The organism is Streptomyces sp. NPDC034043 (assembly GCF_055575675.1).
Map to the genome: position 1 here is coordinate 312,476 of NZ_JBVISF010000002.1, position 25,800 is coordinate 338,275.

Here is a 25,800-nt window from a genome sequence, read left to right on the forward strand (position 1 = left end):
TCCTCGTCCGAGACCTCGGCGGGCACATGTCGGCGGCCGGCCCGCTGGGTCTCGGCGGCGCGGGCGTGTGACCAGCACCTCCGCGTACGCCCCGGGCCGGCGGTGCTCAGGGGTGGCCGGGGCGCTGTTCCGGAGGGGTGGGGGTTCCTGTCCGTGACTGGTCCTGCTGTTCGTTTCCCGTCTTCTCCGGTCGGGCCGCCTTCAGGTGGCGGCTGTCCTGTGGGGTGGCGGCGCCCTTTCCGCCGCGCCGTGCTTCGGGTTGCCGAGCGCCACCCAGGGTCTTGCTCCTCGTGGCTGTGCCGTGCGCGTCGGGGCTCCCGAGGCGATCGATGGGCCCCCACGCGCCGTCCTGTCGTCCGATTTCCCTTTCGGCTTCGGTGATCACGCTCTCGTCGATCCAGCCGATCGGTTCCACATCCCGGACGAGGGGCTCGTTGTCGGGTCCGCGGCCGGCCTCGGTGCCGTGCAGCAGCCAGGGCTTGACGCGGCCGTCGCGGACCCGTGGGAGGTGGGAGTAGTCGTACAGACGCCGGGCGGCCCACGTGCGCAGCGGCCGGTCCCGCCACCATTCCTCGACGTCGAGGGGGTTGGCGGACAGTCCGGGGAGTTCCACGCCGGTCAGCTCGTCGCGGCTGGAGGGAGAGGCCAGATCGGTGTGCGGGCCGAGGGACCAGCGCACGTAGAGACCCCGCCGTTCCGAAAGCAGACCGGCCAGCTCGTCCAGCGACCCGACAGTCATGAGGCGCGTCCGGTAGTCGGTCTCGTTCATGCCAGGCGGCTACCCGGCTCCGCGCCCGTCACTCTTCCTCACCGGCGCTGACCCTGGCCTGGTCCGGACGCCGGAACCGTACGGCGGGACCCGGGCCGGCACGGGCGGGCGGCCGGGGAGCGACATCAGGCGGCGGTCAGGGCGGCGGCGCCGAAGGATACGTCGAAGCGGTCGCACCATATGGTGACGCTGGTGTACTCGGACAGCGTCACGTCGGCCGGAATCGGGTAGTTCTGGGCGCCCTTGTTGCCCTTGAGCCCGCCGAGGCTGACGTACTTGCCGTCGTCGAAGACGCGCCAGCCGGCGGTGCCCTCCTTCACCGGGGCGTCGGTCAGCCAGACCCGCAGGTCAGGCCCACTGCTGGTGTCCAGGCCTTCCAGCCGGAGGGTGTGCGAGCCGTCCGCGAGACGGACGATCCTCACCGTGCCGGTGGTGGTGTGTTCGTGGCTGATCAGGGTCCCCCGCGCGAGCGTGCGCGGGCCACCGGGGGCGGCGGACGTGGCGGGGGACGGCGCGGTGGCCGCCGGAACGGCGCTGGGCAGGGCTTCGTGGACCGTCCGGTCCTGCCAGAGTTTCCACGGCTGGAACCAGTAGAGCCCGGCGGCGACGAGCACCGCCGCCAGCGCCGCCGCGCCCGCCACCAGCGGTCGGCGCCGCCTGTTCCCACGTCCCATGACCCGCTCCTTCGTCGTCGTCCGGAAGGCATTCAACGGCATGCGGAGCGCGCGGGCCACGGGTGGGCCGGTGACGGAATCCTCACGGCGGCGCCCGGGGCGGAGCCCGGCGGAGTGCGGTGGGGACCGGGCGTCCCTACTTGGGACGGAAGTCGCTGCCGGCCAGGCTGCGCCAGACGCTCACGACGATCGCCAGCTGGGCGGCGAGATAGGCGACCTGCGTGGACAGCCCGCGCAACTGGTAGACCGAGAGGAGCAGGCCGAGGCGGCTGGGCCAGAACCTCCTCTCCTCGCTGAAGGTCTCCATGTCCATCCAGATGCTGGTGAGCGTCAGGACGAGCAGCATGAGCGCGACGTGCAGGAAGACGTACCCGAGTTCCGTGTCGGTGATCTGGGTGAGCAGCGCGCCCACGCAGACGGGGAGGGCGTAGGCGGCGGTCAGGCTGAGCGCGCGCACGGGGCTGCGCCGCCCGGGCAGCACTCGCCACAGCGCACCCAGGGCCAGACCCGCTCCGGCCCACGCCACCTGCCAGGCCAGGCACTTCGCCACGATCTCCGGTACTCCGGAGAGGCTCTGGAACGTGGCCATCTGGGTGCGGTCGTCCTTGAGGTAGCTGAGCCAGACGAGGGCGATGCTGGCCGGGAAACCGAAGCCGAAGGCCAGGCGCGCGGCGCTCCGCGCGTTCTCCCACCAGTCGCCGCCGGGTCCCCAGCTCAGTGCGGCGTCCAGTACGGAGATCTGGTGCCGTGGGCGGCCCCCGGACCACCCGTCGAACAGCCAGTGGTGCAGCCCGTCCAGTCTCTTCTCCAGCTCCTCGCGCGAGAGGTCCCCCTCTCCCCGGCCCCGGTCCAGCGCGTACAGCTTGTGGTGCAGGTTGCGGAACTCGTGGGCCTTGTTGAGGAGGACGTGCCGGCGCCGCTTCGATCCCAGCCTCCGGATGCGGAACTCCTTCTCCGTGCGGCCCAGTACGGAGAACCGCCGGCCGATCACGACCACGGCGTACAGGGACGCGATCATCAGCAGGAGCCAGGCTCCGAACAGCACGTTGGAGCCCGCGAACTCGACCTGCCGGAATCCCACGCACAGGGCGAAGACCGCGACCGTCAGCAGGAGGTCGGCTCCGGCCGGCCCCAGCGGAGGCCCTTCGCCGTCGGCGTCGGCCCCGGCCAGCCGCGCCTTGACGCGGGTCCGCAGCAGCGCGACGAGCGCGATGCCCGTCAGCAGCCACGCGTAGGCGTAGACCCAGGTGAGCCCGGCGTAGGGGAACTGCTTCAGGAATTCCACCCACTCCCGGTCCCGGTCGGTCCGTGACTGGTCGACGAGCCAGTACGCCCGTCTCCACCAGCGCTCGTGGGTCCACCAGAAGGAAGCGAGCAGGGCGGCCGCGACCGTCGCCAGTACCGCCGACGCGACCACCGTGCAGCGGACGGGCGCCCCGTCCCACGCCGCGTTCCAGGAGTGCCGGACCATCTCACCCTCGCGTACGAGGCGCCATGCCCATGCCGTCATCGCGGCGAGCCACAGCCACAGCGTGGCCAGCGCCACCAGGGTCAGCCCGGCGACCCCGGCGGGGGCCGCGACGGCCGGCACGGCTCCGGTCACCGCGACGGCCGAGGCGGTGAGGATCACCGCCCGCCTCCGGCGCCGGACGCGTCCGGCGCCGGAGGCCTCCCGCCCTGTGGGGGAGGCCACCGACGCGGAGGCGAGGGGGCGCCACGGGCGGGCGGCGAGCACCAGCGCGAGTCCCAGTGCGAGGGCGACGAGGGAACGCGCGGGCGGGGGGAGGGACGCGGGATGGTCCACGATCAGCACCCGCAGCACCGCGGCCACGACGACGCTGACCGATGCCCACAGCAGGATCACCCGGGCGAGGCCGTCTCGTGCCGGCGGTCCGGGCGGGGCGGCGGAATCCGGACGGCCGGACGGCCTCGGCCGCGCCGCGTAGCCCACGGCCAGCGCGCTCACCGCCGAGGTGAACACCCACCACGAGGCGACCCCCACCCAGCCCAGGGACCACCACTGCTCGCCCACGTTGAAGGAGCGCTGCCAGGGCGGGTCGACCTCCACCCGCACGTTGAAGGGCTTCGGCTCGGACCACACCAGACGGTCCCGGTCGGCGGAAGAGGGCGGGGGAAAGACGTTGGTGGCCTCCAGCCCGTCCAGCCGGATCTCGACCGGCCCCCATGCGGCGTTGCCCAGTGTCCTCGGCGGCCGCAGGAAGACGCGCCAGCTCTCCCCCTTGGAGTCGACGTCGATCTTCCACGGCCCGAGCAGGAACGGCCTGTTCTGCTCGATCCACGCCGTCGCCTCGTAGTCCACGGTGACCACGTCGCCCCGCACCCTCACCCGCGGGTCCTGGAACCGCCACTCCCGGCTGCGCGGGGTCTCTTCGTCGCCGCGCAGGAGGCAGCGCATGGCCTTCCGGTACGGGGCCGTCTTCTCGCTGAGCGCCAGATCCGTCGCGCGGGGCCATTCCTTCGCCGAGACGCTGACGGTCAGCTTCGAGATCACCTGGGCGTAGCTGCGGTCGTGGTAGTCGAAGTCGAGCCCGGCGGTCACCCTGCGGGCCTGCAGCTTCCCGGCGTCACAGGGGTCGGCCCCGTGTGCCCGGGCCGCCCCTGCCGAGGCCACCACGGCAGCGAGCAGCAGGAGGAACAGGCACCACCAGCGGGTCTTCACGTCGCGCCCCGTCCGCATCGCCGTCCAGCACTCCGTCCGTGCAGCCTTAACACCGGGCCGCACCCCTCGCACGCGGACACGCGGCCGCCGGACCGGCGCTCACCTGCCCGGCCGCCGCCGACCGGATCGGGGCCGACCGGATCGGGGCCGTGCCGAGCGCGGGCGACCCGATTGCGGCCGCGCCGGGGGCGGCCAATGATGGATTCAGGGGCTCCAGCCGATCTCGCCCCGGGACACGCCATGACCCAGCCGAAGGAAACCGCCACCCGCAAGCCGCTCCCCCGCTTCGAGGAGGCCGAAGGGCTGGGCCCCTCGGACGCGGCTTTCGTACGGGACCTCGTCGAGGTGCTCGAGAAGCACGGGAACCTGGACCGCTTCGGTCTGTGCCTCCTGCACGACCACTTCCCGCTCGGCCCGGACGAGGTGATGGTCGAGACGAACGACTCCGCGACGCGGACCCTGCACGCCCACGTGGAGAAGAAGGACCGGACACGGCACGTCAAGCCCTCCCAGTGGAGGTTCGCGCCGCACGGCGCGGAGCCCGGCGGGGGCGGCCCGTACCAGGAGGTCACGCTCTGCGACCCGCTCGACCTGTGCCCGGGCGACGGGGGCGGCCGCCGGTGACGGTGGGGCCGACCGGATGGCCTCGCCCGGCGGGCCGTCTGGTGGCGCGCGTCGCCGGGTAGTACCGGTACGTGCTGTCCTTGCCTGCCGACCACCGCGGCCTACGTGAGCGCTTCGCCGCGGAAGGCTACGTACCGCTCCCCGGACTCGTGCCGCTCGACCGGCTCCCCCTGCTCCGGCGCGAGATCCGCCGCCTCGAATCGATGGCGGCGCACCAGGACCCGGCGACCCCGCCCCGGCCGATGACCACCCTCGGCGGACGGATCATCGCCGAGGAGTCCGAGCTGATCCCCCGCGTCTACCACGACCCGGCACTGATCGGGCTGGTGCGCGGGATCTCCGAGCTGGAGGCCGTGACCGTCGCCGATCCGCTGGAGCGGCACGTGGTCGACATCCTGCACCCGCACGGCGACGCCCACGGCGCGCACCACCACGCCCACCCGCTGGCCCTGGTCGTCTTCACCGAGGCGCCCGGGTCGGCCCGCGACGGCGGGCTGCTCCAGTACGGGCCCGCCGGCGGTGCTCCGCCGGCGTCCGACGAGCTCGCGCGCCGGGCCCATCACCGGCCCGGCGACGGCTACCTGCTGCGCAGCGACACCACCGCCCACCGGGTGACCGGGCTGCGCCGGCCGGGACTGCGGCGGGTCGCGCTGAACTTCGCGTACACCACGCCAGACCGGCAGACGGCGGCAAGATAGCAGCCCTCCGAGGGCTTGCCCGGATGTTTATCCGATGGTGATGGTCCTTCCGCGGCGCCCCCGGACGGGGCGCTAGCGTCCCGTGGCACCCCAGGAGTTCGGGTGCGCACCGCAGGGCGCCTGCCGCCGCTGCCGCCCCGCTGCTCCTGCCTGCCCACGGAGCGAGGAGGCACTGTGCTGTCACTGCGACGGCGATCCGTCAGCGGCTTGTCGGTGGCCACGAGGTACACGATCGGGAGCGCTCTGGTCATCACCGCCCTGGCCGTGACGCTCATCGCGCTGCTGATCCCCGTCTCGAAGTTCGGCGACCGGGACCCGGCCGCCGTGGCGGGGGCGGCCGCGGCTCCCGGTACCGACGACGACGGCGCCGGGACCATGAGCACGGCGTACGGGCCCCTGACCGCCGCCGACCGGGACTTCGTCCGCAAGGTGCGGCTCGCCGGACTGTGGGAGGGCCCCGCCGGGCGGCAGGCCCAGCAGCGCGGGACCCGCCCCTCGGTGCGCACGGCCGGGACGCACCTCGTGGAAGGCCACGCCGACCTGGACCGCCAGGTGATCCAGGTCGGCCAGGCCCTCGGCGTGGACCTCCCGGACGGGCCCAGTGCCCAGCAGCAGGACTGGCTGAACCAGCTGACGAAAGCCCCCGGCGGTGAGTACGAACGGCTCTTCGTTCAGTTGCTGCGCCGCGCGCACGGCAAGGTGTTCGCCCTGCTGGCGCAGATCCGGGCGCAGACCCGCAACTCGATGGTGCGCGCCCTCGCCACCTCGGCCAACGCCACCGTGCTGGACCACATCACGGTCCTGGAGGAGACCGGGCTGGTCGACTTCGACTCCCTCTCCGACGCGGGCCGGGCGCCCGCCTCCCCCGCCCCGGTCCACCACCAGGGGGCCGCGCCCCCTCAGATGTCCGACCGACGAAACGAAGTGAAGTGATCGCATGAGTCACAAGGGCCACAGGCGCCCCCGGTTCAAGCTCCTCGCGGTGGTCTCCGCCCTGGTGCTGGGCGGTGGCGGCGCCGCCGTCGTCGCCGGCAGCGCGAACGCCGGGCAGGACGGCCGCACGGGGCAGGTGACGGCCACCATCGACTGCCCGGACGTGGGCGACCGCCTCACCTCCGTCCCCGACCAGGCCAGGGGCGAGGTCGACGAGAACCTCGCCCAGCTGGACGTCCAGGTGGCCGACGCCTACCGTCAGCTCGCCTCCGGGCAGGTACGGGACGAGAAGCAGAAGGACGCCCTCCTCGGGCGGCTGCGGGACCAGCGCGCCACGACCATCAGCCGGGTGTCCGACGCGATAGGCCGCTCCTCCGGACGCCCGGAAGGGCTCGAGGAGCTCAGCGGGTGCGAGATGAAGGAGGCACCGGCCGCCCCCGACGAGGAGGCGCCCGACGCGGCGGCCGCCGCGGCCGACGGCCAGGACACCGCCGCCCGGAGCTTCGGGCAGAAGGGCGGCCCGGCCCGGAGCGACTTCGTGGACATCACCAAGGTGAAGCCGAACGTACGCACCCCCGAGCCCCGGCGGGGTGCCTCCAAGGGCTCCTTCACCTCCGAGTGCGGCCGCAACGAGAACGGCCACTTCAACCCCGACAACGTCATCGTCGCCCCCGGCGTCTCCAACGGCGCGCACCACATGCACGACTACGTGGGCAACAAGACCACCGACGCCTTCTCCACCAACGACAGCCTCGCCGCCTCCGGCACCACCTGCGGCAACGGCGACCAGTCGACCTACTACTGGCCGGTGCTGCGGCTGCGCGACGGCCGGGCGGAGAAGGACGCCAAGGCCCCGGGCGGCGGGCAGGACGCCAACGTGGGCACGATCCTGCGGCCCAAGCAGGTCACGATCAGCTTCAAGGGGAGCCCCGTCGGCCAGGTCAGGGCGATGCCCCGGTTCCTGCGGATCATCACCGGTGACGCCAAGGCGTTCAGCAACGGCACGGCCAACGCCAACGCCTCCTGGAGCTGCACCGGCTTCGAGGACCGCCAGCTGAAGGACAAGTACCCGGTCTGCCCCAAGGGCAGCGACGTGGTGCGCACGTTCACCTTCCAGAGCTGCTGGGACGGCCGCAACACCGACAGCGCGAACCACCGCACGCACGTGGACTTCGCGGACGGCGACGGGCGCTGCAAGAAGGGCTTCACGGCCGTTCCGCAGCTGGTGCAGCGCATCACCTACGGCGTGGCACCGGGGGCGCGCTTCGCCGTGGACAGCTTCCCCGAGCAGCTGCACAAGCCGGTGACCGACCACGGCGACTTCATCAACGTCATGTCGGACGCTCTGATGGCCAGGGCCGTGGGGTGCATCAACGGCGGGCGCAGCTGCCGCTGAACCGGCGCGGTCCCTCCCCCGCGTACGGGCGGTGGCCCGGAGCCGTACGGCTCCGGGCCACCGCCCGTAGCAGTGCGTCCGAGGACGGGCCGCCGTCTCACAGCCCGTTGACGCGGGCCATCCGTCCCGCCGGAGGGGCGAAGTCGGCGGTGACCACCCGCCCGTTCCTGCGGCCGGTACGGGAGTTCTGGCGCCGCACCTGCGCCATCAGCCGGCGGCTGCGCAGGGCCATCTCCAGCTCGAAGCGGGTCCGGGGGTCGCGCAGGCCGGGTCCGAAGAGCTTCTCCAGCTGCCGCATCCGGTAGCGCACCGTCTGCGGGTGCACGCTCAGGGCCTTGGCCGCCTCCGGGGCGCCGCCGCCCTCCAGCCAGGCGAGCAGCGTGACCTCCAGCCGCTCGCTCTGCCGCGGGGTGAGGTCGGCGAGCGGCTTGAGCCAGCGGGCGGCCAGGGCGTGCGCGAGGGGTTCGTCCTGGAGCAGCAGCAGGGTCGAGAGGTGGTCGTCGACGAAGACGGCCCGGGCGTCCAGGCCGCCGCGGTGGGGCGTCAGGGTGAGCAGGCGCAGCGCCCAGCGCATGGAGGAGGCCGTGTCGCGCAGGGGGACGGCGTGGCCGACGGCCGCGAACCTGCCGCGCAGCGGGAGTTCGAGGGCGGCGCGGGCGTCGGGGTCGGGGCTGGGGAGCAGCAGGCAGGGCCGGCCCGCGAACATGCCGGCGAGGGCGTCGTCGAGTACGGCCGCCAGCTGCTGGGTCTCGCCGGGGGTGGCCAGGGCGACGGCCCGTACGGCGGGCGGCAGGGGCCAGTGGGCGGCCTCGGCGAGTTCGCCGAGGGAGTTCTCGCACGGGGTGCGGTCGTCGGTGAGGGCGCGGAACAGTTCCTGCCGCGCCCGCTCGGGCGGGGCGGCGGGATCCTGGCGGGGCGGGTGGCCCGGGCCGGGGCCGGGGCCACCCGCGGGGTCGTGCTCGCGCGCGGTCTCGCGTACGTGCTCCCGTACGCCGGCGCGGGTTTCCTCGACGCGGCCGTCGTGGCGGTCTTCGTCCGGAGCCGCGACGGGGGTCGCGAGGGGAGCCGCGGCGGGGGGTGCGACGGGTCGTGCGGCGGGGGGCGGGCACTGGGGGCCCCGTTCGCCCGCGTCGCGGTATCCGAGAGCGGAAAGAAGGGCTTCCTCCACCCTCAGCCTGAGCAGATCGTCATCGATGGCATCGTTGTCATCGACAAGTGCGGAAAATCCCGGAATTCCATGCAGAAGCTCCTCCACTATCTCCGCGGCCAGCGCGGGGAGTTCCCTGCGCAGGACACGGGTCCACTCTCCGCGCGGGCGGGACCAGATGCGGTTCAGAAGTTCGCACATCGTTTCCTCGTTCTTGCCGGGGTGAGGCCTGTCCGGTGCAGGGGTGACAGACCCTCCAGGGTTGCCTGCCTCGCCAACAACCCTGTCTGCCAAGAGAGTTGCAGCCACCGCATCCCCTTCTGGAGGGTTCCGGCCACTTTGCGCCCCGCGGGTTTGCCTTGTTTTTGCCCTCGGGGACGCATGGATGGCCGACGACGCGGTGGCCTGTCACGACCTCCACTGGAGGGGAATCTTCCGGGGTTGTTCGATGCGCCGTAGACGCGGCGCGAGAAATTATCACGTTTCGATAAATCCTGTGGAGATGATGCGCAGCTCCACGATGCTGCTGCACTCCGGCCCCCGAGCCCTTCGGCCGGCGCGGGAATTCGCAGCGCTGCCGGCCGTCCCCGTCCCCAACCCCCGGGTGCCGAGCGCCAGGTGGACCGCTCGGAGCCCGGGTGCTCAGGAGAACCGCATGCCCCTGCCCCAGCCGCACATACCCCGCTCCCACAGGGCCCGACGCAGGAGTCGCCACGCGGCGGAGGCCGCCGCAGCTCCGGCCGCCGGCCGGCGGGCCGTCCGGCGGCCCCCGCTGCTGCCCGCCCCCGGAAGGCTGCGCACCAGCGCCCTGTGCGGCGCCGGCGCCGCCCTCGTCTCGCTCCTCGTGGCGGCCCGTGCGGGCGCCCTGACCCGCCTGTGGGAGTTCCTCGACTTCGGGGCGGGCGTGCTCTCGCTCGTCTGCCTGACCGCCACCGTCCTGTGGGGGCTGGTGGCCACCGACCGGGTGCTGCTCGGGTCCGGTCACCGGCTGCTGGCCCAGGGCGTGCACCGCGGCCTCGCCGTGGCCGGCCTGGGCTTCCTCGGCCTGCACGTCTGGGTCAAGGTGGCCGAGCGGCAGGCGGAGGCCGCCGCCGCCGTGGTGCCGTTCGCGGACCCGGACCGACCCGTCGTCATCGGCCTGGGCACCCTGGCCGGATATCTCTTCGTGGCCGTGGCGGTCTCCGGGGCCCTGCGTAGTGTGTTCGCCACCAAGAGCCGGTCGCTGTGGTGGCGGGCCCTGCACATCGGTGCCTATCCGGCGTGGGGCGCGTCACTGCTGCACGGACTGAAGGCCGGCCGCGCCGCCGACACCTGGGTGACGGCGGCTTACGGACTGTGCCTGGCCGGGGTCATCGGCCTGCTCGCCTTCCGCCTCCGGGCCCGCGGGCTCGGCGCCGCCTGGCGGCCCTCCGCCCCGCAGCACACCGGGGCCGGGGAGGCGCCCGCCCAACCCGGCCGCGTACGCCCGTTCTTCATCCAGGACGTGCCGCTCGCGGACCTGCTGGTACGCCCCCGTCCGAGCAGGGGCGCGGCTCCCGTTCCCCCGCCGCGTACGGCACCGCCCGGGCCCGCGCCGTACGCGGGCGCCGCGGCGGGTCCCGGCAGCGCAGGACGGCGGGCCGGGCGGCGCGGCGAAGGGGAGCGGTGGTCGTGAGCGGCGCCGCCCGCCCCGGCCTCGGCTGCGTGGGCACCCCCCGGCTGCTGGCCGGGCTCGACCGGGATCCGCGGCTCGACCGCGACGCCCATCTGGCGGCGCACGGACCGCTGCCCCGTTACTCCCCGGAGGAACTCGCCGCCCTGGCCGCCGACATCGACCTGCGGGGCCGCGGCGGAGCCGGCTTCCCCTTCACCCGGAAGCTGCGTGCCGTCATGGGCTCCGCCCAGGAGCGGGAGGGGCCGACGGCCGTCGTGGTCAACGGCAGCGAGGGCGAGCCGAGTTGCCTCAAGGACACCGCCCTGCTGCTGCACGCCCCGCACCTGGTGCTCGACGGCGCGCTGCTGGCCGCCGCCGCGGTCGCCGCGCAGGAGGTGGTGGTGGCCGTCACCCGGGCGGACGTGGAGCGTTCGGTACGCGACGCCGTGGCCGAACGCGGCCCGGGCGGGCGCCGGGTCCGCGTGTCACGGCTGCCCGAGCGTTTCGTGACGGGCGAGGGAACGGCCCTGGTGGGCGGGCTGAACGGCGGCGCGGCCCTGCCGTCGGGGCGGCGGGTGCGGACCAGCGAACGGGGTCTGGGCGGGGTGCCGACGCTGCTGTCGAACACCGAGACCTACGCCCAGCTCGCCGTCGCCGCCCGGATGGGCGCCCCCGACTACCGGACGGCCGGCCTGCCCTCCGAGCCGGGCACCGTGCTGCTGACCGTCGCCGGTCACACGGTGGTCGAGACCCCGACCGGGACCTCGCTGGCGTACGTCCTCGACCTCTGCGGCACCCGTACCGGCCAGGGCGTACTGGTCGGCGGATACCACGGGCGCTGGCTGGATCCCGGGGCGGCCCGCTCGGCGGACGTGTCCCGGGGGTCCCTGTCCGCCTTCGGCGCGGTGCTGGGGGCGGGGGCGGTGCTGCCGCTTCCCGAGGACACCTGCCCGGCCGGGGAGGTCGCGCGGGTGACGCGCTGGATGGCGAAGGAGTCGGCCGGGCAGTGCGGGCCCTGCGTACGGGGACTGCCCGCGCTGGCCGACGTACTCGAGGACGCCGTACGGGGCGGGGGGCGCGGCGCGCTCGACGCCGTGGAGGCGCGGCTGAGAGCCGTACGGGGCCGTGGCGCGTGCAGCCACCCCGACGGCACCTCGCACTTCGTGGCCTCCGCGCTGGCCGCGTTCCCCGACGAGTTCCGCGACCACGCCCTCGGCAGCGGCTGCGGGCGCCGCACCGTGGGGGCACTGCCGCTGCCGCGGGACGAAAGCCCCCCGGAGCGGCTGGTGGTGGACTGGACCCTGTGCAAGGGGCACGGGCTGTGCGTGGACGTCCTGCCCGAGGTCGTACGGCTCGACGCGGACGGCTACCCGGCGGAGGCGTCCATGCCGGTGCCGGGTCCGCTGCGGCCCAAGGCACTGCGGGCGGTGAGGCGCTGCCCCGCGCTCGCGCTGCGCATCCAGGAATGAGCCGGCGCACGTGCGCGGGACGCTACCGTGTTCATTCTTGGCGCGATCTGACAAATTCCCGCGGATATTGGCTCCGGCGGCTTTTCGCCCCGTATCAATGACCCAGGAAACGAGCACCACGGGACCGAATCCCAAGGAGAGATCGTGAAGACAATGCGCCGGGAGAAAATCGCCGGGTCGGCGGTCGCGGTACTGCTGCTGACGGCCGGTTGCGGTGTCGCCGACAAACCCGCTTCCAAGGCGAATGCGGTCCAGCCCGCGGGATCCGGAAATCAACTCGGCGCATACGGCTCCGACGGCGGCTCGGGATACGGTCCGGGCGCCGGGTCCGGGTCCGGCGAGGGCTCCGGCGCCGCCCCGGCGGCCGGCGCCGGGCAGAGCGGTCCGGCCGGGCAGCTCCAGGTGCGGGAGACGGCGAACGTGGGCTCCGGCGTCACCGACGGCGAGGGGTTCACCCTCTACCGGTTCGACAAGGACACCGCCAAGCCGCCCAAGTCCAACTGCGAGGGCGACTGCGCCAAGGCCTGGCCGGTCGTCCCGGCGGACGGCGCCTCGGCGGGGGCGGGCATGGACGCGGCCCTGCTCGGTTCCGTCACCCGGGCCGACGGCACCAGGCAGCTGACGGTCGGGGGCTGGCCGGTGTACCGCTACGCCAAAGACACCAAAGCCGGGGACGCCCTCGGTGAGGGAGTCGGCGGCACCTGGCACGTCCTGGGGCCCGACGGGAAACCGGCCGGCTCCGCGAAGGCCCCGGGAATGCAGGGACACGGAACGGAGAAGGAAGGAGGAACGGGAACGGAGGAAGAGGGGAAAGCCGCGCTTTCGGTCCGGCAGGATCCCCGGCTCGGCACCATCGCCCAGAATGCGGAGGGCTGGACCCTCTACCGTTTCGACAAGGACAGCGCCTGGCCGATGAAAATCGGCTGCGTGGATTCCTGTACGGACAGCTGGAAGCCCGCCGGACCCGTCGACCCGTCCCAGGTGTCGGGAATCGACGCGAAACTGGTCGGTACGGTGAAACGGCCCGACGGTACGGAGCAATTGACGATCGACTGCTGGCCGGTCTACACGTTCACCGGTGACAAGGCGCCCGGGGACGTCAACGGGCAGGGCAAGCAGGGCCTGTGGTGGGCCGTCACCGACAAGGGGAAGAAGGCCAAGGCGGCCGGCTGAGCCGGTCCGGAACACCCGAGAGCCGTGGTGCCCGGCCCCCTCCCCTCCCCGCCGGGCACCACACCCCTTCTCCTCCCGCCCCTCCCCCGTCAGTCAGTGAGGTCGCCATGCCCCCGTACGACCGTCGAAGCCGCCGCCTCCTCGCGGTCGGTGCCGCGCTGTGCGGTGCGCTGCTGACCGGTGGCTGCGCCGGAGGTCCGCCCGGGCACGGCGGCGCGGCGGCCCACGCGGACCGGGCGAGCGACGGCCCGCCGGGGAGGACCGCCACGGTGGAGGAGCTCGCCGCCGCCCTCGGCTGCACCGCCGAGGTGAGCACGGAGGCCGACGAACTGCGCCAGGGGGCCTGTTCCACCGGCCAGGGCGCCTACCGTCTGACCACCTTCGCCGCGGAGCGGGGCCTGCGGTCGTGGCTGGCCGAGACACGGGTGTACGGCGGCGTCTACCTGGTGGGGAACCGATGGGTGGTCACCGCGCCGTCGGCGGACGCCCTGGCCGGGCTCCGCGAACGCCTCGGCGGCACTCTGGAGTCCGGCCCGGAGCACTCCGGGCACTGACCCGCGGAGGCCGTCGGCATGCCGGGTCCCCTTCAACGGGCTCGGCGCGTCGGCCAGTTGTCCGGATCTTCCTCATTCGCGAGGTGCAGGGAGACGCTCGAGAGCCGCCCTGAGGGATGATTCGCCCCGCCGCCGGCGTACCTCAAGGTGGGCAGGGACCCGCCCCCTCTCCGAAAGGAACGGCTCTTCGTGCGCATGAAACGGCTCGCGCCCCTGCTCGCCACCGCCGGCCTCCTCGCGACTTCCGTCCCCCTGCTCTCCGCCACCCAGGCGGCCGCCGCCCCCGGTCCGGACGACTACCGTCCGCGGCAGCCCGCCTGGCACCGCTGCAGCCCGGATCAGCCGGCCGCCTACGAGTGCGCCACCCTCACGGTGCCGCTCGACTACCAGCGGCCCCGCGGCCGGACCATCGACCTCGCCATATCCCGGGTCAAGAGCCAGAACCCGGCCAAGCGGCACGGGGTCATGCTCCTGAACCCCGGCGGTCCCGGCGGCCCGGGGCTCGACCTGCCGCTGATAATGGACCAGGCGATGCCCAAGGAGGTCAAGGAGCGGTACGACCTGATCGGCTTCGACCCGCGCGGCGTCGGCGCCAGCAGTCCGATCAGCTGCGGGCTGAACGACGCGGAGCAGAACTTCGAGCGCCCGTACCGGCCCGAGACCTTCGCCTCCGACGTCACCTGGGCGCGGACCGTCGCGGACAAGTGCCGGGAGAAGGCCGGTTCGGTGCTCCCGTACATCACCACCCGCAACACGGCCCGCGACATGGACGCGATCCGCCAGGCCCTGGGCGAGCGGAAGATCTCCTACGTGGGCTACTCGTACGGGACGTACCTCGGCGCGGTCTACACGCAGATGTTCCCGTCCCGGACCGACCGCTTCGTACTGGACAGCGGGGTCGACCCGCAGCGGCTGTGGCGCGGCATGTTCCAGGTCTGGGCCACTGAGGCCGAGCCGGCCTTCGCCCGCTGGGCGCGGTGGACGGCCGAGCGTGATGCCGAGTACCGGCTGGGGGCGACGCCGGAGGCGGTGTCGGCGACGTTCTGGGGGCTGGTGGCCCGGGCCGACCGGGAGCCGGTCGAGTTCCAGGGGACGAAACTGACGGGTGACGACATCCGTACGATGCGCCCGCTGTTCTTCTCCCCGCAGCAGGCCGCTCCCTTCGTCAGCGCGCTCAAGGCGGCCGCCGAGGGCGCCCCGCAGCCCGCCGGCCTGACGGTGCCGGACCTGAGGAAGGCGCTGCGCGCCGCGGACCCGGCGTCCGACAACGGCACGGCCGTCTTCTGGTCCGTCGTGTGCGGGGACACCGATTCCTGGCCGCGCGATCCCGGCCAGTACGCGCGGGACGCGGCGCGGGACAAGGCCCGGTACCCGCTGTACGGGGACTTCGCGTCCAACATCAAGCCCTGTGCCTTCTGGCAGCGGCCCGCCGAGGCGGCCACTCCGATGAGGACCCGGGCGAACGTGCTGACCGTCCAGAACGAGTGGGATTCGCAGACCCCGCTGGTCAGCGGGCAGGGCCTGCATCGGGCGCTGACGGGCTCGCGGATGGTCCTGGCGATGGGCGGTGAGGGCCACAGCGTGTATCTGGCCGAGCCCGGCTCGTGCGTCAACGCCCCGGTCAACTCCTACCTGTCGACGGGCCGGCTGCCCGCCCGGGACGTGACCTGCCGGTCGGTCCCGGCCCCGGCGCAGCGCCAGGACGTCCGGCCGTCGCCGGCGTCGCCGCTGCCGTTCCCGGCCGGACCCCTGCGGTTCTGACGGCGGCCCCGCCGCGCGGCCGGCCCGCGCGCGTTCCGCCGTACGGAACGCGTGCGGGGGCCGCGCGTGCGGTCACCGCGCGTGCGGGGGCTCTCGCGCGGGGACCGGACCCCGGGGTCAGGCGCGGCAGCGCAGCATGGTCAGCGCGGGGTTGGCCGCGAAGTCGGCCCAGAACTCCTCGCCGTACTCGCGCAGGCCCGCCTCGGAGATCTCCAGGGGGACCCAGGTCAGCTCGGTGAAGCCGGCCGCCCGCAGCGAGTTCTCGTAGACCTCGCGGCGGGGCGGGTGGACGGTGAACGAGATCGGCGGGTCGAGGAGCGCGGTGACCCTCGTGTGGGGCCCGATCTCGTTCTCCCCGCCGACGGCCTCGCAGGTGAACCCGTACTTGGCCAGGGACGGACCGCCGAAGCGGAAGTCAGGGTTCTGACCGAAGAGGAAGAACTCGGCCCCCTTCGCGAGACTGCGGTGGACGGCGCGGCACATCCGCTCGATGGTGGCGACGCTGTCAGCGTAGTTGAACGCCTGGACCGCGATCCCGATGTCGAACGGCTTCTCGAACGCCCGCAGTTCGGCGATGTCACCGATCTCGTAGGAGATGCCCAGCGGCTCCTTGTCCTCGATGGACCGGGCGGCGGCGATCATCTCGCCGGAGATGTCGACGCCGAAGACCTCGGACGCGCCGCGGCGCTTGAACTCCCGGCTGTAGAAGCCGGTTCCGCAGGCCAGGTCGAGGACGGACCTGTCCTTCACGTCACCGACGAGGGCGAGGAAGCCGGGCACCTCCCCGTAGCGCGCGAGGGGGAGGGTCTTGAAGCCCTCGAACGCCTCGCCGATCTCGTCGTACAGCTGACCGCTCATCGTACTGCTCCCCGTGTTCATGGGCGGCGGCCCTTCCCGCGGGCCGCGGCTTCTGACGGAGAGTCTCCACTCTGGCCGACGGAGCGCCGTACTGGTGGAAAGCACGAATACCGGCGGTCTTCGTGCTCGTATCGAATGACGTCAGCCGAGCAGGGCGTAGACGGTGGAGGCCTTCGCCGCCGGGTCCTCGGCGCCCTCGGGGGTCATGGTGATGTCGGCGAAGGCCATGCGCTTGCCGAGTTTGGTGATGCGTACGTCGATCAGTACGTCGGCGCCGGTCACCGGGCGCTGGAAGCTCGTCGACTGCTGGACCGTGGTCATCGGGCCGTACGCCCCGCGCGCGGCGCAGACCGCGATGACGGTGGCGGTGTCGGCCGCGGCCATCAGGGCCTGGCCGCTGAGGCCGCCGCCGTCGCGGGCCAGGGAATCCGACCAGGGCAGCCGCAGGACCGCGTGCCGCTCGCCGGTCTCCTCGACCCTGAGGCCGAGGGCGAGCACCCAGGGGGCGAAGTTGTCGGTGAGGATCTTGTCCGCGTCTGCCGGTGTCAACGTCACCCGCCGATTGTGGCGGCCCGGTGCGGGCCGCCACAACTCCCCGTGGGGAGACGGCCTCAGAAGCCGGCGGCCAGTTCGGTGCCCTGGCGGATGGCGCGCTTGGCGTCGAGTTCGGCGGCGACGTCGGCGCCGCCGATGAGGTGCGCCTCGATGCCTTCGGCGCGCAGCGCCTCGTACAGGTCGCGGCGCGGCTCCTGGCCGGTGCACAGGACGACCGTGTCGGCGGGCACGAGGCGCGGCTCGCCGTCGACGGTGATGTGCAGGCCCTCGTCGTCGATCCGCTCGTACGTCGCGCCGGCGACGGAGACGACCCCGCGGTGCTTGAGCTCCGCGCGGTGGATCCAGCCGGTGGTGGTGCCGAGGCCCGCGCCGACCTTGGTGGTCTTGCGCTGGAGCAGGGTGACCCGGCGCGGCGTCGCGGGCCGCTCGGGGGCGGTGAGGCCGCCGGGGCCGGCGTAGGCGGTGTCGACTCCCCAGTGCCGGAAGTAGACGTCGGGGTCCTGGGCGGCGCCCTCTCCGCTGTCGGTGAGGTACTCGGCGACGTCGAAGCCGATGCCGCCGGCGCCGACGACGGCCACGCGCTCCCCGACGGGCGCGCCGTCGCGCAGTACGTCGAGGTAGCTGACGACGTTGTCCCGGTCCACGCCCTCGATGGCCGGGGTGCGGGGGGTGACGCCGGTGGCGACGACGACCTCGTCGTAGCCGCGCAGGGCGTCGACGTCGGCGCGGGTGTCCAGGCGGACGTCGATGTCGTGGGCGGCGAGCTGGGTGCCGAAGTAGCGGATGGTCTCCTCGAACTCCTCCTTGCCGGGGATGCGGCGGGCCACGTCGAGCTGGCCGCCGATGTGCCCGGAGGCCTCGAAGAGGGTGACGGCGTGGCCGCGTCCGGCCGCGGTGACCGCGCAGGCGAGACCGGCCGGGCCCGCGCCGACGACCGCGACGCGCTTCTTCGTCCGGGTGGGCGGCAGGACGAGTTCGGTCTCGTGGCAGGCGCGCGGGTTGACCAGGCAGCTGGTGATCTTGCCGCTGAAGGTGTGGTCGAGGCAGGCCTGGTTGCAGCCGATGCAGGTGTTGATGGTCTCCGAGCGGCCGGCGGCGGCCTTGGCGACGAAGTCGGCGTCGGCGAGGAAGGGGCGGGCGAGCGAGACCAGGTCGGCGCGGCCGTCGGCGAGGATCTCCTCGGCCTTCTCCGGGGTGTTGATGCGGTTGCTGGTGACGAGCGGCACGCTCACCGCGCCCATCAGCCGCTTGGTGACCCAGGTGTAGGCGCCGCGCGGGACGGAGGTGGCGATGGTGGGGATGCGGGCCTCGTGCCAGCCGATGCCGGTGTTGATGATGGTGGCGCCGGCCGCCTCAATCTCCTTGGCGAGGTGGACGACCTCGTCGAGGGTGGAGCCGCCGGGGATCAGGTCCAGCATCGAGAGCCGGTAGATCAGGATGAAGTCGTCGCCGACGGCCGCGCGGGTGCGCCGGACGATCTCCAGCGGGAAACGCACGCGGTTCTCGTACGCGCCGCCCCAGCGGTCGGTGCGCTTGTTGGTGGCGGCGGCGATGAACTCGTTGATGAGGTAGCCCTCGGAGCCCATGATCTCGACGCCGTCGTAGCCCGCGAGCCGGGCGAGGCGGGCGGCGCGGACGAAGTCCTCGATGGTGCGCTCGACCTCGACGTCGGTGAGCTCGTTCGGGACGAAGGGGCTGATGGGGGCCTGGATGGCGCTGGGGGCGACGAGGTCCTTGTGGTAGGCGTAGCGGCCGAAGTGGAGGATCTGCATCGCGATCTTCCCGCCCTCGGCGTGCACCGCGTCGGTGATCACCCGGTGCTCGGCGGCCTCCTCCTCGCTGGTGAGGCGGGAGCCGCCCTCGAAGGGGCGCCCGGCGTCGTTGGGCGAGATGCCGCCCGTGACGATCAGGCCGGCGCCGCCGCGGGCGCGCTCGGCGTAGAAGGCGGCCAGGCGCTCGAAGCCGTGCGCGTGCTCTTCGAGGCCGGTGTGCATCGACCCCATGATCACGCGGTTCGGCAGGGTGGTGAAGCCGAGGTCCAGGGGGCTCAGCAGGTGCGGGTACCGGCTCTGGGAACTCATGGGGGGGCGCCTCCTCGCGCGGGGGTGATGAACCTGTTCTAGCGAGGAGGGCACGGTTTTGCAACTAAGTGCATAACCGGGTGGAGACGCCGGAGGCCCTCCACGCCGGTGCCACGGGCCCGCACGGACCGGGCTGTGGCGCAGTTCACGCGCGGAGGGGGCGGCGGACCGGGGCGGGCGGACGTCGGCGGACGCCCCGGAGCGGCGCCCGGGAGCAGCCGGGGCGTCGCCGCCGGTGACACCGGGGAGCCGCCGGGGAGCCGGGCCGCGGGCCGGCCCGGCTCCGCGGACCTCACCCGCGCCGGAGGCGCACCGTGACGATCTGGAACGGCCTCAGGGTGAGGGGCACCCCGCCGTCCGGGGCGGGCGCCCCCACCGCCGTACCCGCCAGCGGGCGCTCCAGCAGGTCGCTCTCGACCGCCGCCTCGACCGGGAAGCCCGGTGAGAGCGTGGCCCGGGCGCGGCCGCCCCGGGACTCGTAGAGCCGCACGACCACGTCCCCGCTGCGGTCCTCCGCGAGCTTGACCGCCTCCACCACCACCGCGTCGTGGTCGACGGCCAGCAGCGGGGCGACCGGGCCCGCGCCGGGCAGGACCCGTTCGGGCAGGTTGAAGGCGTGCCCCTCGCGCACCGCGTCCCCGATGCCCGCGCCGGGCGCGAGGGAGAAGCGCAGGGTGTGCCGGCCCTGGTCGGTCTCCGGGTCCGGGTAGCGGGGGGCGCGCAGCAGGGAGAGGCGGACGGTGGTGGTCTGGCCGCCGTCCGCCCGGATGTGGCGGGTGACGTCGTGCCCGTACGTGGAGTCGTTGAGCAGCGCCACGCCCCACCCGGGTTCCCCGGCGTGGATCCAGCGGTGGGCGCAGATCTCGAACTTGGCCGCCTCCCAGGAGGTGTTGGTGTGGGTGGCGCGGTGGACGTGCCCGAACTGCGTCTCGGAGGCGGTCCGCTCGGCCTTGACGTCCAGCGGGAAGGCCGCCTTGAGGAACTTCTCCGTCTCGTGCCAGTCCACGTCCGTGGTGATGTCCACGGTCTTCGCCCCGGCCCGCAGGGTGATGCCCTGGGTGACGGCGGAGGAGCCGAAGGAGCGGGTGACCGTGACGGTGCAGGAGTCCGGTCCCCGCTCGGTGACCTCCAGGGAGTCGAGGGCGGTGAGGTCGGTGACCTTGTTGCGGTAGAAGGAGTCGATGTCCCAGGCGTCCCACATGTTCGGGAAGTCGGGGTGGATCTGGAGCAGGTTCGCCGCGCCGCCCGGGGCGAGCGCCTCGCGGCCGCCCTCCAGGTCGTACGCGGAGACGATCAGCCCCCGCCCGTCGATCTCCACCAGCAGCCGCCCGTTGGCCAGGACGTGCCCGCCGCCGTGCCGCTCCTCCACCGTGACCGGCTGCCCGGCCGCCCTGGCCCGGCCCGCGCCGCCGGCCGGGACTCCGCGCCGCTCGTGGGGGGCGCAGTTGAAGACCAGTTCCTCCTCGCCCCGTCCCGCGAGGGCGGTCTGCGCCGCGAGGGTGAGGGCGGTCAGCTCCTCGCGGACCCCCTCGTAGACCGCGCGCGCCTCGCGGTGCACCCAGGCGATGGAGGAGCCGGGCAGGATGTCGTGGAACTGGTGCAGCAGGACGGTCTTCCAGAGGCGCTCCAGGTCCTCGTACGGGTAGCGGAAGCCCGGGACGCGGACGGCGGCCGTCGCCGCCCACAGCTCGGCCTCGCGCAGCAGCGACTCGCTGCGCCGGTTGCCCTGCTTGGTGCGGGCCTGCGAGGTGTAGGTGCCGCGGTGGAGCTCCAGGTAGAGCTCGCCGGCCCAGACGGGTGCGTCCTCGTACTCGGCGCGCGCCTTCTCGAAGAAGGCGTCGGGCCGCTCGATCTCCACGCGCGGGGAGCCTTCGAGGTCCCGCTGGCGCCTGGCCCGGGCCAGCATCTCGCGGGTGGGGCCGCCACCGCCGTCGCCCCAGCCGAAGGGCACCAGGGAGCGCGAACCGCGCCCCTTCTCGCGGTAGTTGCGGGCGGCGTGGCCGAGCTGGGCGCCGCCGAGGTCGCTGTTGTAGGTGTCGACGGGCGGGAAGTGCGTGAAGACGCGGGTGCCGTCGATGCCCTCCCACCAGAAGGTGTGGTGCGGGAACTCGTTGACCTGGGACCAGCAGATCTTCTGGGTGAGGAACCACTGCGCGCCGGAGAGCCGGACGATCTGCGGCATCGCGGCGGTGTAGCCGAAGGAGTCGGGCAGCCAGACGTTCCTGGTCTCGACGCCGAACTCCTCCAGGAAGAACTTCTTGCCGTAGAGGAACTGGCGGGCCATGGCCTCGCCGCCGACCATGTTGGTGTCGGACTCCACCCACATGCCGCCCACGGGCACGAACTGCCCGTCGGCCACCTTCTTCTTCACCCGTTCGAAGAGTGCGGGCCGGTGGGTCTTGATCCAGTCGAACTGCTGGGCCTGCGACATGGCGAAGACGAACTCGGGGTGCTCGTCCATCAGGGCGAGCATGTTGGAGGTGGTGCGCGACACCTTGCGGACGGTCTCGCGCAGCGGCCACAGCCAGGCCGAGTCGATGTGGGAGTGCCCGACCGCGCTGATCCGGTGCGCGGAGGCGTGGGCGGGGGCTGCCAGCACCCCGGCGAGACGGGCACGGGCGGCCGCGGCGGTCCCGGCGACGTCCCCGAGGTCGACCTCGTCGAGGGCGGAGTCGACGGCGCGCAGGATCGCGTAGCGGCGTGCGTCGTCCTCGCCGAGCTGGGTCATCAGGTCGTGGAGGACGTCGAGGTCCTGTACGAGTTCCCAGACCTCCGTCTCGAAGACGGTGAGGTCCATCCGGGCGATCCGGTACAGCGGCCGGTCCCCGCTGGTGAGCCGGTCGCCCTCGTAGGTGGGGGCGTGCTCGACCAGGACGGGGTTGGAGGCGGCCTCCACGTACCACTCGATCCGCTCGCCGCCCGTCGCGGAGTCGGCCACCCGCACCCAGTCGTTGTACGGGTTGAGGGCCTTGACCTCGCCGCCGTCCGCCCGGTGGACCAGCGCCTCGCACTGGAAGCCGGGCATCATCCGGTCGAAGCCGGGGTCGAGGACGGCCTCGACGGTACGGCCCGCCCAGTCGGCGGGTACGGCGCCGGTGACCTTGAACCAGGTGGTGCCCCAGGCCGGGCCCCAGGCCTCGCCGGCCGCGCAGGGCGTGTACGGGGCGGCGAGTGCCTCGGCGACCGGGACCGGTTCGCCGGGGGCCTCCCAGCGCTCGACGGTGAGGGGGAACGGGCGGGAGTGGACGGCGGGCCGGATGCGCTCCTTGAGGACCCGGCGGAGGCGGTGTTCGGTGATGCTGCGGTCGTCGTGCATGACGGCGGCTCCAGGAGGTCGTTCGGCGACGTGGACGGACGGCGGACGCGGACGGACGGCGGACGGGAACGCGCTGCGGACGGCTGACGGCTGACGGCTGGGAGCGGCGGCGCGGGGCGGATCGCGGCCGGGGGGGCGGGCGGGTTCAGGTCTTGACGGCGCCCTCGCCCACTCCCTTGAAGAAGAACCGCTGGAGGGCGAGGAACAGCAGCATCATCGGCAGGAGCGCGGCCATCGCCCCGGCAGCGACGATCCGCTGGTCGCTGGTCGTGGTGGCGCCGGCCAGGGTCTTCAGACCCAGCTGGAGGGTGTAGTGGTCGCTGTCGGTGAGGACCAGCAGGGGCCACAGGAAGTCGTCCCAGGCGCCCATGAAGCTGGTGATGCAGACGACGGCCAGGGCGCCCCGGGCCCCCGGGAGGAACACCCGGGTGAAGCGGGTCCACTCCCCCGCGCCGTCCAGGACCGCGGCCTCCTCGATCTCCCTCGGGACGGCGAGGAACGCGGCCCGCATGATCATGACGTTGAGGACGGAGACCGCGCCGGGCAGCCACACCCCGACGAGGGTGTCGACCAGGCCCATCTCCCGGACCGTGAGGAACATCGAGATCATCACGGACTCGAAGGGGAACATCAGCGTCGCCACGAGGACGGTGAAGACCGCCCCGCGTCCCTTCCAGCCGGCCCGGGAGAGGGCGTAGCCGCCCATCGCCGCGAACAGCGTGTTGGAGGCGACCGCCAGCAGAGCCACCACCAGGGTGTTGCCCACGTACTGGGCGAGCGGGAAGGACTCGGCGACGCGCAGGTAGTTGTCGAGGGTGGGCCGCGAGGGCAGCAGGCCGTCGTACACGTTCTCGGTGCGGCCGCGGACCGAGGTCAGGAACTGCCAGACGATCGGCCCCAGCATCAGTACGAGCATGAGCAGCAGTACGGCGTACCGGGCGGCGAGGCCGCTCCGGCGGCGCCCGCGGCCCGTCCCGGTGGCGCTCACGCGTCGTCCCCCTTCGACAGGCGGCGGCCCAGCAGGCTGAAGACCAGGGTCAGCAGGAAGAGCAGCAGCGAGATCGCGCAGGCGTAGCCCGTCTCACCGGCGAAGCCGAGGCCGACCTGCCGGATGAGGAAGGGCAGGGTGCGGGCGCCGCCACCGGGGCCGCCGCTCTCGCCGCCGAGGACGTAGACCTCGGTGAAGACGCGCAGCGCCGAGATCGCCGAGAGGGTCCCGACGAGCAGCATCATCGGCTTCACCTGGGGGACGGTGATGCTGAAGAAGCGGCGGACGGCGCCCGCGCCGTCGAGGGCGGCCGCCTCGTGGAGGGAGGCGGGGACGTTCCCGAGGGCCGCCAGGTAGAAGACCATGTAGTAGCCGAGGCCCTTCCACACGGTCACGAGCATGGCGGAGAACAGCAGCATGGTGCTGTCGGTGAGGAAGGGGATCGGCTCGGAGATGAGGCCGAGCCCCCGGAAGACGGTGTTGACGAGCCCGTCGCTGCGCAGCACCCACTGCCAGATCAGGCCCACGACGACGGCCGAGGCGATCACCGGGGTGTAGAAGGCGGAGCGGAAGAGGCCGATGCCGGGGACCTTCGCCTGGACGAGTACCGCGAGGGCCAGCGGCAGCAGTACCAGGCAGGGGACGACGACCACCAGGTACAGCACGCTGTTGCCGGTGGCGGTCCAGAAGTCGGGATCGGCGAAGGCCCGGGTGTAGTTGTCGAAGCCGACGAAGGAGCCGCCGCTGAGGATCCGGGCGTCGGTGAAGGACAGGACGACGGTGTTGAGGAACGGCCAGACGCTGAACAGGGCCACCATCACCAGGCCGGGGGCGAGGAAGAGGTAGGGGGTCCACCAGCTGCGGTGGACCAGGCCCGGTTCGGCCTCCATGGCCCGTCGCGCCCGGCGGCGCCGCTTCGCGTCGGGCCGGCCGGACGCCGTGACGGGGTGCGCGGCAGCGGGAGCGGTCACTTCCGCGTCCCGGCGGCCAGCAGCCGGTTGGCCTCCTCCTGGGCCTTGCGCACCGCCGTCCGGGCGTCCTGCTCGCCCTGGATGGCCTTCTGCACCTCCCGCACCACCGCGTCGCCGACCTGATTGGTCCACTGGACGGGGGTGTTGGCGTCGAGGTCCGCCGTCTTGAGCTGCTCGGCGCCGATGGCCCGGGCCAGTGTCTCGGCGTCCTTGCCGTCGCCCCGGTCGGCGAAGCGCGGGTCGGCCAGGCCCTTGGCGTTGGAGGGGTAGATGGTGGCGTTCTTCGAGAACTCCACCTGGTTGGGTCCGTTGGTGACCCACTTGGCGAACTCGGCCGCCGCGTCCGGGTGTTCGGTGTCCTTGCGGATGCCGAGGGACTGGGCGTAGATGCCGATGTGGCCGAGCGTGCCGGTGACGGCTCCCGCGACCCCGGTGCGTTCGTAGACCTGCGGGGCGTTCTGCCTGATGTCCCTGACGAAGCCCGGGGAGCCGGGGCCGAAGACGAGTTTGCCGGCGCCGTAGAGCTGGTTGATGTCGTCGGCCTTCAGGAGGGACTCCTTGGGCATGGCGCCCTTCGCGTAGAGGTCCTTCATCCGTTCGACCCAGGCGACGGCGCGGTCCGTGTCGAAGGTGAACCGGTCCCGCGCGTCGTTGAGCAGCGGGACGCCCATCTTCTGCCAGTCGCCGGGGAGCCGGCCCTTGGGGTCGGCCATGAAGGCGGCGTACTGGCCGCCGGAGCGCGCGGCGATCTGCTCGGCGTAGTCGAAGAACTGCTCGACGGTGACCGGCGGCCTGTCGGCGTCCAGGCCCGCCTTGGCGAAGAGGTCCTTGTTGTAGGTGAGGATCTCGGGGGTCACGTACCAGGGGTAGGCGTACACGCCGTCGCCCTTGCCGGGCAGTTTGAACTGCTCCCAGGCGCCCGGGACGTAGTCCTTCGCGACCTCGCCGTCGAGCCGGGCCACGTCGGCGAGCATGCCGCGGTCCCCGAGGAGCTGGAAGGAGTCGGTGGAGAGGTTGACCACGTCGGGCAGGGCCCCGGCCTGGGCGTCGGCGACGAGCTTCTCGTTGTAGCCGTCGCCCGGCACGTCCTCCCATTTCACCCGGACCCGGGGGTACTTCGCCTCGAAGGAGTCGATGACGCCCTGCACGTAGGCGGTGAACTTGGGTTTCAGCTGGAGGGTCCGGAAGGTGATCTCGCCGCTCACCTCGCCGGTTCTGCGGGCCTCTTCGGCGCCGGCGCCGCCTCCGCTCAGACCGCATGCGGACGCGGTGAGGAGGCCGGCGGCCACCAGCGTGGCGATGGCCGTGCGGGTCACGGGGGAACGAGTCATCGTCGCCGCCTTCGGGGAGGTTCCGGCTGCGCTGCCGGAGGGCGGTGCCCACGCTGGCCGCGCGGCGGGAAGCCGTCAACGAGGCCCGCGCCATGATGGCCTAAAGCGGTTTATCCGACCCACCGCCACCGCGCGCCCCGACCCGCCGCGTTCGCTCCGTCCGGCCCCGGCGCGGCTCCGTCCGGACAC

The 25,800-nt window shown here is 73.1% G+C and carries 20 protein-coding genes; 9 read left to right on the forward strand and 11 right to left on the reverse strand.

Going from position 1 to position 25,800, the window contains the following annotated elements; translation table 11 throughout:
* Positions 1-106: 106 nt before the first annotated feature.
* The 3 genes from ACZ51S_RS06100 to ACZ51S_RS06110 all read right to left on the reverse strand — a co-directional run bounded on the left by ACZ51S_RS06100 (position 107) and on the right by ACZ51S_RS06110 (position 4,141).
* Positions 107-769 (reverse strand): DUF6098 family protein, encoded by a 663-nt coding sequence (locus ACZ51S_RS06100; RefSeq protein WP_468802665.1) that lies wholly within the window; start codon positions 767-769, stop codon positions 107-109.
* Between the two features lie 125 nt (positions 770-894).
* Positions 895-1,443, reverse strand: coding sequence for a DM13 domain-containing protein (locus ACZ51S_RS06105; RefSeq protein WP_468959887.1), 549 nt, complete (start codon positions 1,441-1,443; stop codon positions 895-897).
* 136 nt (positions 1,444-1,579) lie between these two features.
* Positions 1,580-4,141 (reverse strand): DUF6185 family protein, encoded by a 2,562-nt coding sequence (locus ACZ51S_RS06110; RefSeq protein WP_468959889.1) that lies wholly within the window; start codon positions 4,139-4,141, stop codon positions 1,580-1,582.
* Between the two features lie 222 nt (positions 4,142-4,363).
* On the opposite strand from ACZ51S_RS06110, the gene ACZ51S_RS06115 reads away from it, so the two are divergent.
* From ACZ51S_RS06115 to ACZ51S_RS06130, 4 genes are all read left to right on the forward strand, one after another.
* Positions 4,364-4,747 carry a hypothetical protein gene (locus ACZ51S_RS06115; protein WP_468959891.1) on the forward strand — a complete coding sequence of 128 codons (384 nt, stop codon included), beginning with the start codon at positions 4,364-4,366 and terminating at the stop codon, positions 4,745-4,747.
* Between the two features lie 71 nt (positions 4,748-4,818).
* Entirely contained in the window at positions 4,819-5,445 is a 627-nt protein-coding gene (locus ACZ51S_RS06120; RefSeq protein ID WP_468479938.1) for a HalD/BesD family halogenase, read from the forward strand.
* A gap of 213 nt (positions 5,446-5,658) precedes the next feature.
* Positions 5,659-6,378, forward strand: a complete 720-nt coding sequence (locus tag ACZ51S_RS06125; RefSeq protein ID WP_468479939.1) for a DUF4142 domain-containing protein — start codon at positions 5,659-5,661, stop codon at positions 6,376-6,378.
* 4 nt (positions 6,379-6,382) lie between these two features.
* Complete coding sequence (locus ACZ51S_RS06130; RefSeq protein ID WP_468479940.1) at positions 6,383-7,774, forward strand: DUF1996 domain-containing protein; 1,392 nt, start codon at positions 6,383-6,385, stop codon at positions 7,772-7,774.
* A 97-nt stretch (positions 7,775-7,871) separates the two neighbouring features.
* On the opposite strand, the gene ACZ51S_RS06135 is transcribed toward ACZ51S_RS06130, so the two are convergent.
* On the reverse strand, positions 7,872-9,122 hold the full coding sequence (locus ACZ51S_RS06135; protein ID WP_468478933.1) for a PucR family transcriptional regulator: 1,251 nt from the start codon (positions 9,120-9,122) through the stop codon (positions 7,872-7,874).
* Between the two features lie 454 nt (positions 9,123-9,576).
* Between ACZ51S_RS06135 and ACZ51S_RS06140 the strand changes: the two genes are divergently transcribed.
* The 5 genes from ACZ51S_RS06140 to ACZ51S_RS06160 all read left to right on the forward strand — a co-directional run bounded on the left by ACZ51S_RS06140 (position 9,577) and on the right by ACZ51S_RS06160 (position 15,511).
* A complete protein-coding gene (locus tag ACZ51S_RS06140) occupies positions 9,577-10,575 on the forward strand; it encodes a hypothetical protein (RefSeq protein ID WP_468802668.1) in 999 nt (332 codons plus the stop codon).
* Positions 10,572-12,023, forward strand: coding sequence for an NADH-ubiquinone oxidoreductase-F iron-sulfur binding region domain-containing protein (locus tag ACZ51S_RS06145; protein WP_468478931.1), 1,452 nt, complete (start codon positions 10,572-10,574; stop codon positions 12,021-12,023). The genes ACZ51S_RS06140 and ACZ51S_RS06145 overlap by 4 nt, the downstream gene beginning before the upstream one ends.
* Positions 12,024-12,176: 153 nt before the next feature.
* Positions 12,177-13,196 carry an SCO0930 family lipoprotein gene (locus ACZ51S_RS06150; RefSeq protein ID WP_468478937.1) on the forward strand — a complete coding sequence of 340 codons (1,020 nt, stop codon included), beginning with the start codon at positions 12,177-12,179 and terminating at the stop codon, positions 13,194-13,196.
* 107 nt (positions 13,197-13,303) lie between these two features.
* Positions 13,304-13,750 (forward strand): hypothetical protein, encoded by a 447-nt coding sequence (locus ACZ51S_RS06155; protein ID WP_468478930.1) that lies wholly within the window; start codon positions 13,304-13,306, stop codon positions 13,748-13,750.
* A 189-nt stretch (positions 13,751-13,939) separates the two neighbouring features.
* Positions 13,940-15,511, forward strand: a complete 1,572-nt coding sequence (locus ACZ51S_RS06160; RefSeq protein ID WP_468959893.1) for an alpha/beta hydrolase — start codon at positions 13,940-13,942, stop codon at positions 15,509-15,511.
* 117 nt (positions 15,512-15,628) lie between these two features.
* Here the strand turns inward: ACZ51S_RS06160 and ACZ51S_RS06165 are convergent, their stop codons facing one another.
* From ACZ51S_RS06165 to ACZ51S_RS06195, 7 genes are all read right to left on the reverse strand, one after another.
* Complete coding sequence (locus tag ACZ51S_RS06165) at positions 15,629-16,369, reverse strand: class I SAM-dependent methyltransferase (RefSeq protein ID WP_468802669.1); 741 nt, start codon at positions 16,367-16,369, stop codon at positions 15,629-15,631.
* 141 nt (positions 16,370-16,510) lie between these two features.
* A complete protein-coding gene (locus ACZ51S_RS06170) occupies positions 16,511-16,924 on the reverse strand; it encodes a PaaI family thioesterase (RefSeq protein ID WP_388931539.1) in 414 nt (137 codons plus the stop codon).
* 56 nt (positions 16,925-16,980) lie between these two features.
* Positions 16,981-19,005, reverse strand: a complete 2,025-nt coding sequence (locus ACZ51S_RS06175) for an oxidoreductase (protein ID WP_468959896.1) — start codon at positions 19,003-19,005, stop codon at positions 16,981-16,983.
* A 292-nt stretch (positions 19,006-19,297) separates the two neighbouring features.
* Positions 19,298-22,321 (reverse strand): alpha-mannosidase, encoded by a 3,024-nt coding sequence (locus tag ACZ51S_RS06180; protein ID WP_468959898.1) that lies wholly within the window; start codon positions 22,319-22,321, stop codon positions 19,298-19,300.
* Between the two features lie 145 nt (positions 22,322-22,466).
* The gene (locus tag ACZ51S_RS06185; RefSeq protein WP_388931530.1) at positions 22,467-23,309 is read right to left on the reverse strand and encodes a carbohydrate ABC transporter permease; all 843 of its coding nucleotides are present in this window, start codon (positions 23,307-23,309) and stop codon (positions 22,467-22,469) included.
* Positions 23,306-24,199 carry a carbohydrate ABC transporter permease gene (locus ACZ51S_RS06190; RefSeq protein WP_468478936.1) on the reverse strand — a complete coding sequence of 298 codons (894 nt, stop codon included), beginning with the start codon at positions 24,197-24,199 and terminating at the stop codon, positions 23,306-23,308. Before ACZ51S_RS06190 ends, ACZ51S_RS06185 begins: the two co-directional genes overlap by 4 nt.
* Before the next feature lie 77 nt (positions 24,200-24,276).
* Positions 24,277-25,611 (reverse strand): ABC transporter substrate-binding protein, encoded by a 1,335-nt coding sequence (locus tag ACZ51S_RS06195; protein WP_468802670.1) that lies wholly within the window; start codon positions 25,609-25,611, stop codon positions 24,277-24,279.
* Between the last annotated feature and the right edge of the window lie 189 nt (positions 25,612-25,800).

What these genes read in the sequence shown, in the direction of transcription:
- ACZ51S_RS06100 (WP_468802665.1), bottom strand. Translation starts at nt 769, where the DNA reads ATGAACGAGACCGACTACCGGACGCGCCTCATGACTGTCGGGTCGCTG.
- ACZ51S_RS06105 (WP_468959887.1), bottom strand. Translation starts at nt 1,443, where the DNA reads ATGGGACGTGGGAACAGGCGGCGCCGACCGCTGGTGGCGGGCGCGGCG.
- ACZ51S_RS06110 (WP_468959889.1), bottom strand. Translation starts at nt 4,141, where the DNA reads ATGCGGACGGGGCGCGACGTGAAGACCCGCTGGTGGTGCCTGTTCCTC.
- ACZ51S_RS06115 (WP_468959891.1), top strand. Translation starts at nt 4,364, where the DNA reads ATGACCCAGCCGAAGGAAACCGCCACCCGCAAGCCGCTCCCCCGCTTC.
- ACZ51S_RS06130 (WP_468479940.1), top strand. Translation starts at nt 6,383, where the DNA reads ATGAGTCACAAGGGCCACAGGCGCCCCCGGTTCAAGCTCCTCGCGGTG.
- ACZ51S_RS06135 (WP_468478933.1), bottom strand. Translation starts at nt 9,122, where the DNA reads ATGTGCGAACTTCTGAACCGCATCTGGTCCCGCCCGCGCGGAGAGTGG.
- ACZ51S_RS06140 (WP_468802668.1), top strand. Translation starts at nt 9,577, where the DNA reads ATGCCCCTGCCCCAGCCGCACATACCCCGCTCCCACAGGGCCCGACGC.
- ACZ51S_RS06150 (WP_468478937.1), top strand. Translation starts at nt 12,177, where the DNA reads ATGCGCCGGGAGAAAATCGCCGGGTCGGCGGTCGCGGTACTGCTGCTG.
- ACZ51S_RS06155 (WP_468478930.1), top strand. Translation starts at nt 13,304, where the DNA reads ATGCCCCCGTACGACCGTCGAAGCCGCCGCCTCCTCGCGGTCGGTGCC.
- ACZ51S_RS06165 (WP_468802669.1), bottom strand. Translation starts at nt 16,369, where the DNA reads ATGAGCGGTCAGCTGTACGACGAGATCGGCGAGGCGTTCGAGGGCTTC.
- ACZ51S_RS06175 (WP_468959896.1), bottom strand. Translation starts at nt 19,005, where the DNA reads ATGAGTTCCCAGAGCCGGTACCCGCACCTGCTGAGCCCCCTGGACCTC.
- ACZ51S_RS06180 (WP_468959898.1), bottom strand. Translation starts at nt 22,321, where the DNA reads ATGCACGACGACCGCAGCATCACCGAACACCGCCTCCGCCGGGTCCTC.
- ACZ51S_RS06190 (WP_468478936.1), bottom strand. Translation starts at nt 24,199, where the DNA reads ATGGAGGCCGAACCGGGCCTGGTCCACCGCAGCTGGTGGACCCCCTAC.
- ACZ51S_RS06195 (WP_468802670.1), bottom strand. Translation starts at nt 25,611, where the DNA reads ATGACTCGTTCCCCCGTGACCCGCACGGCCATCGCCACGCTGGTGGCC.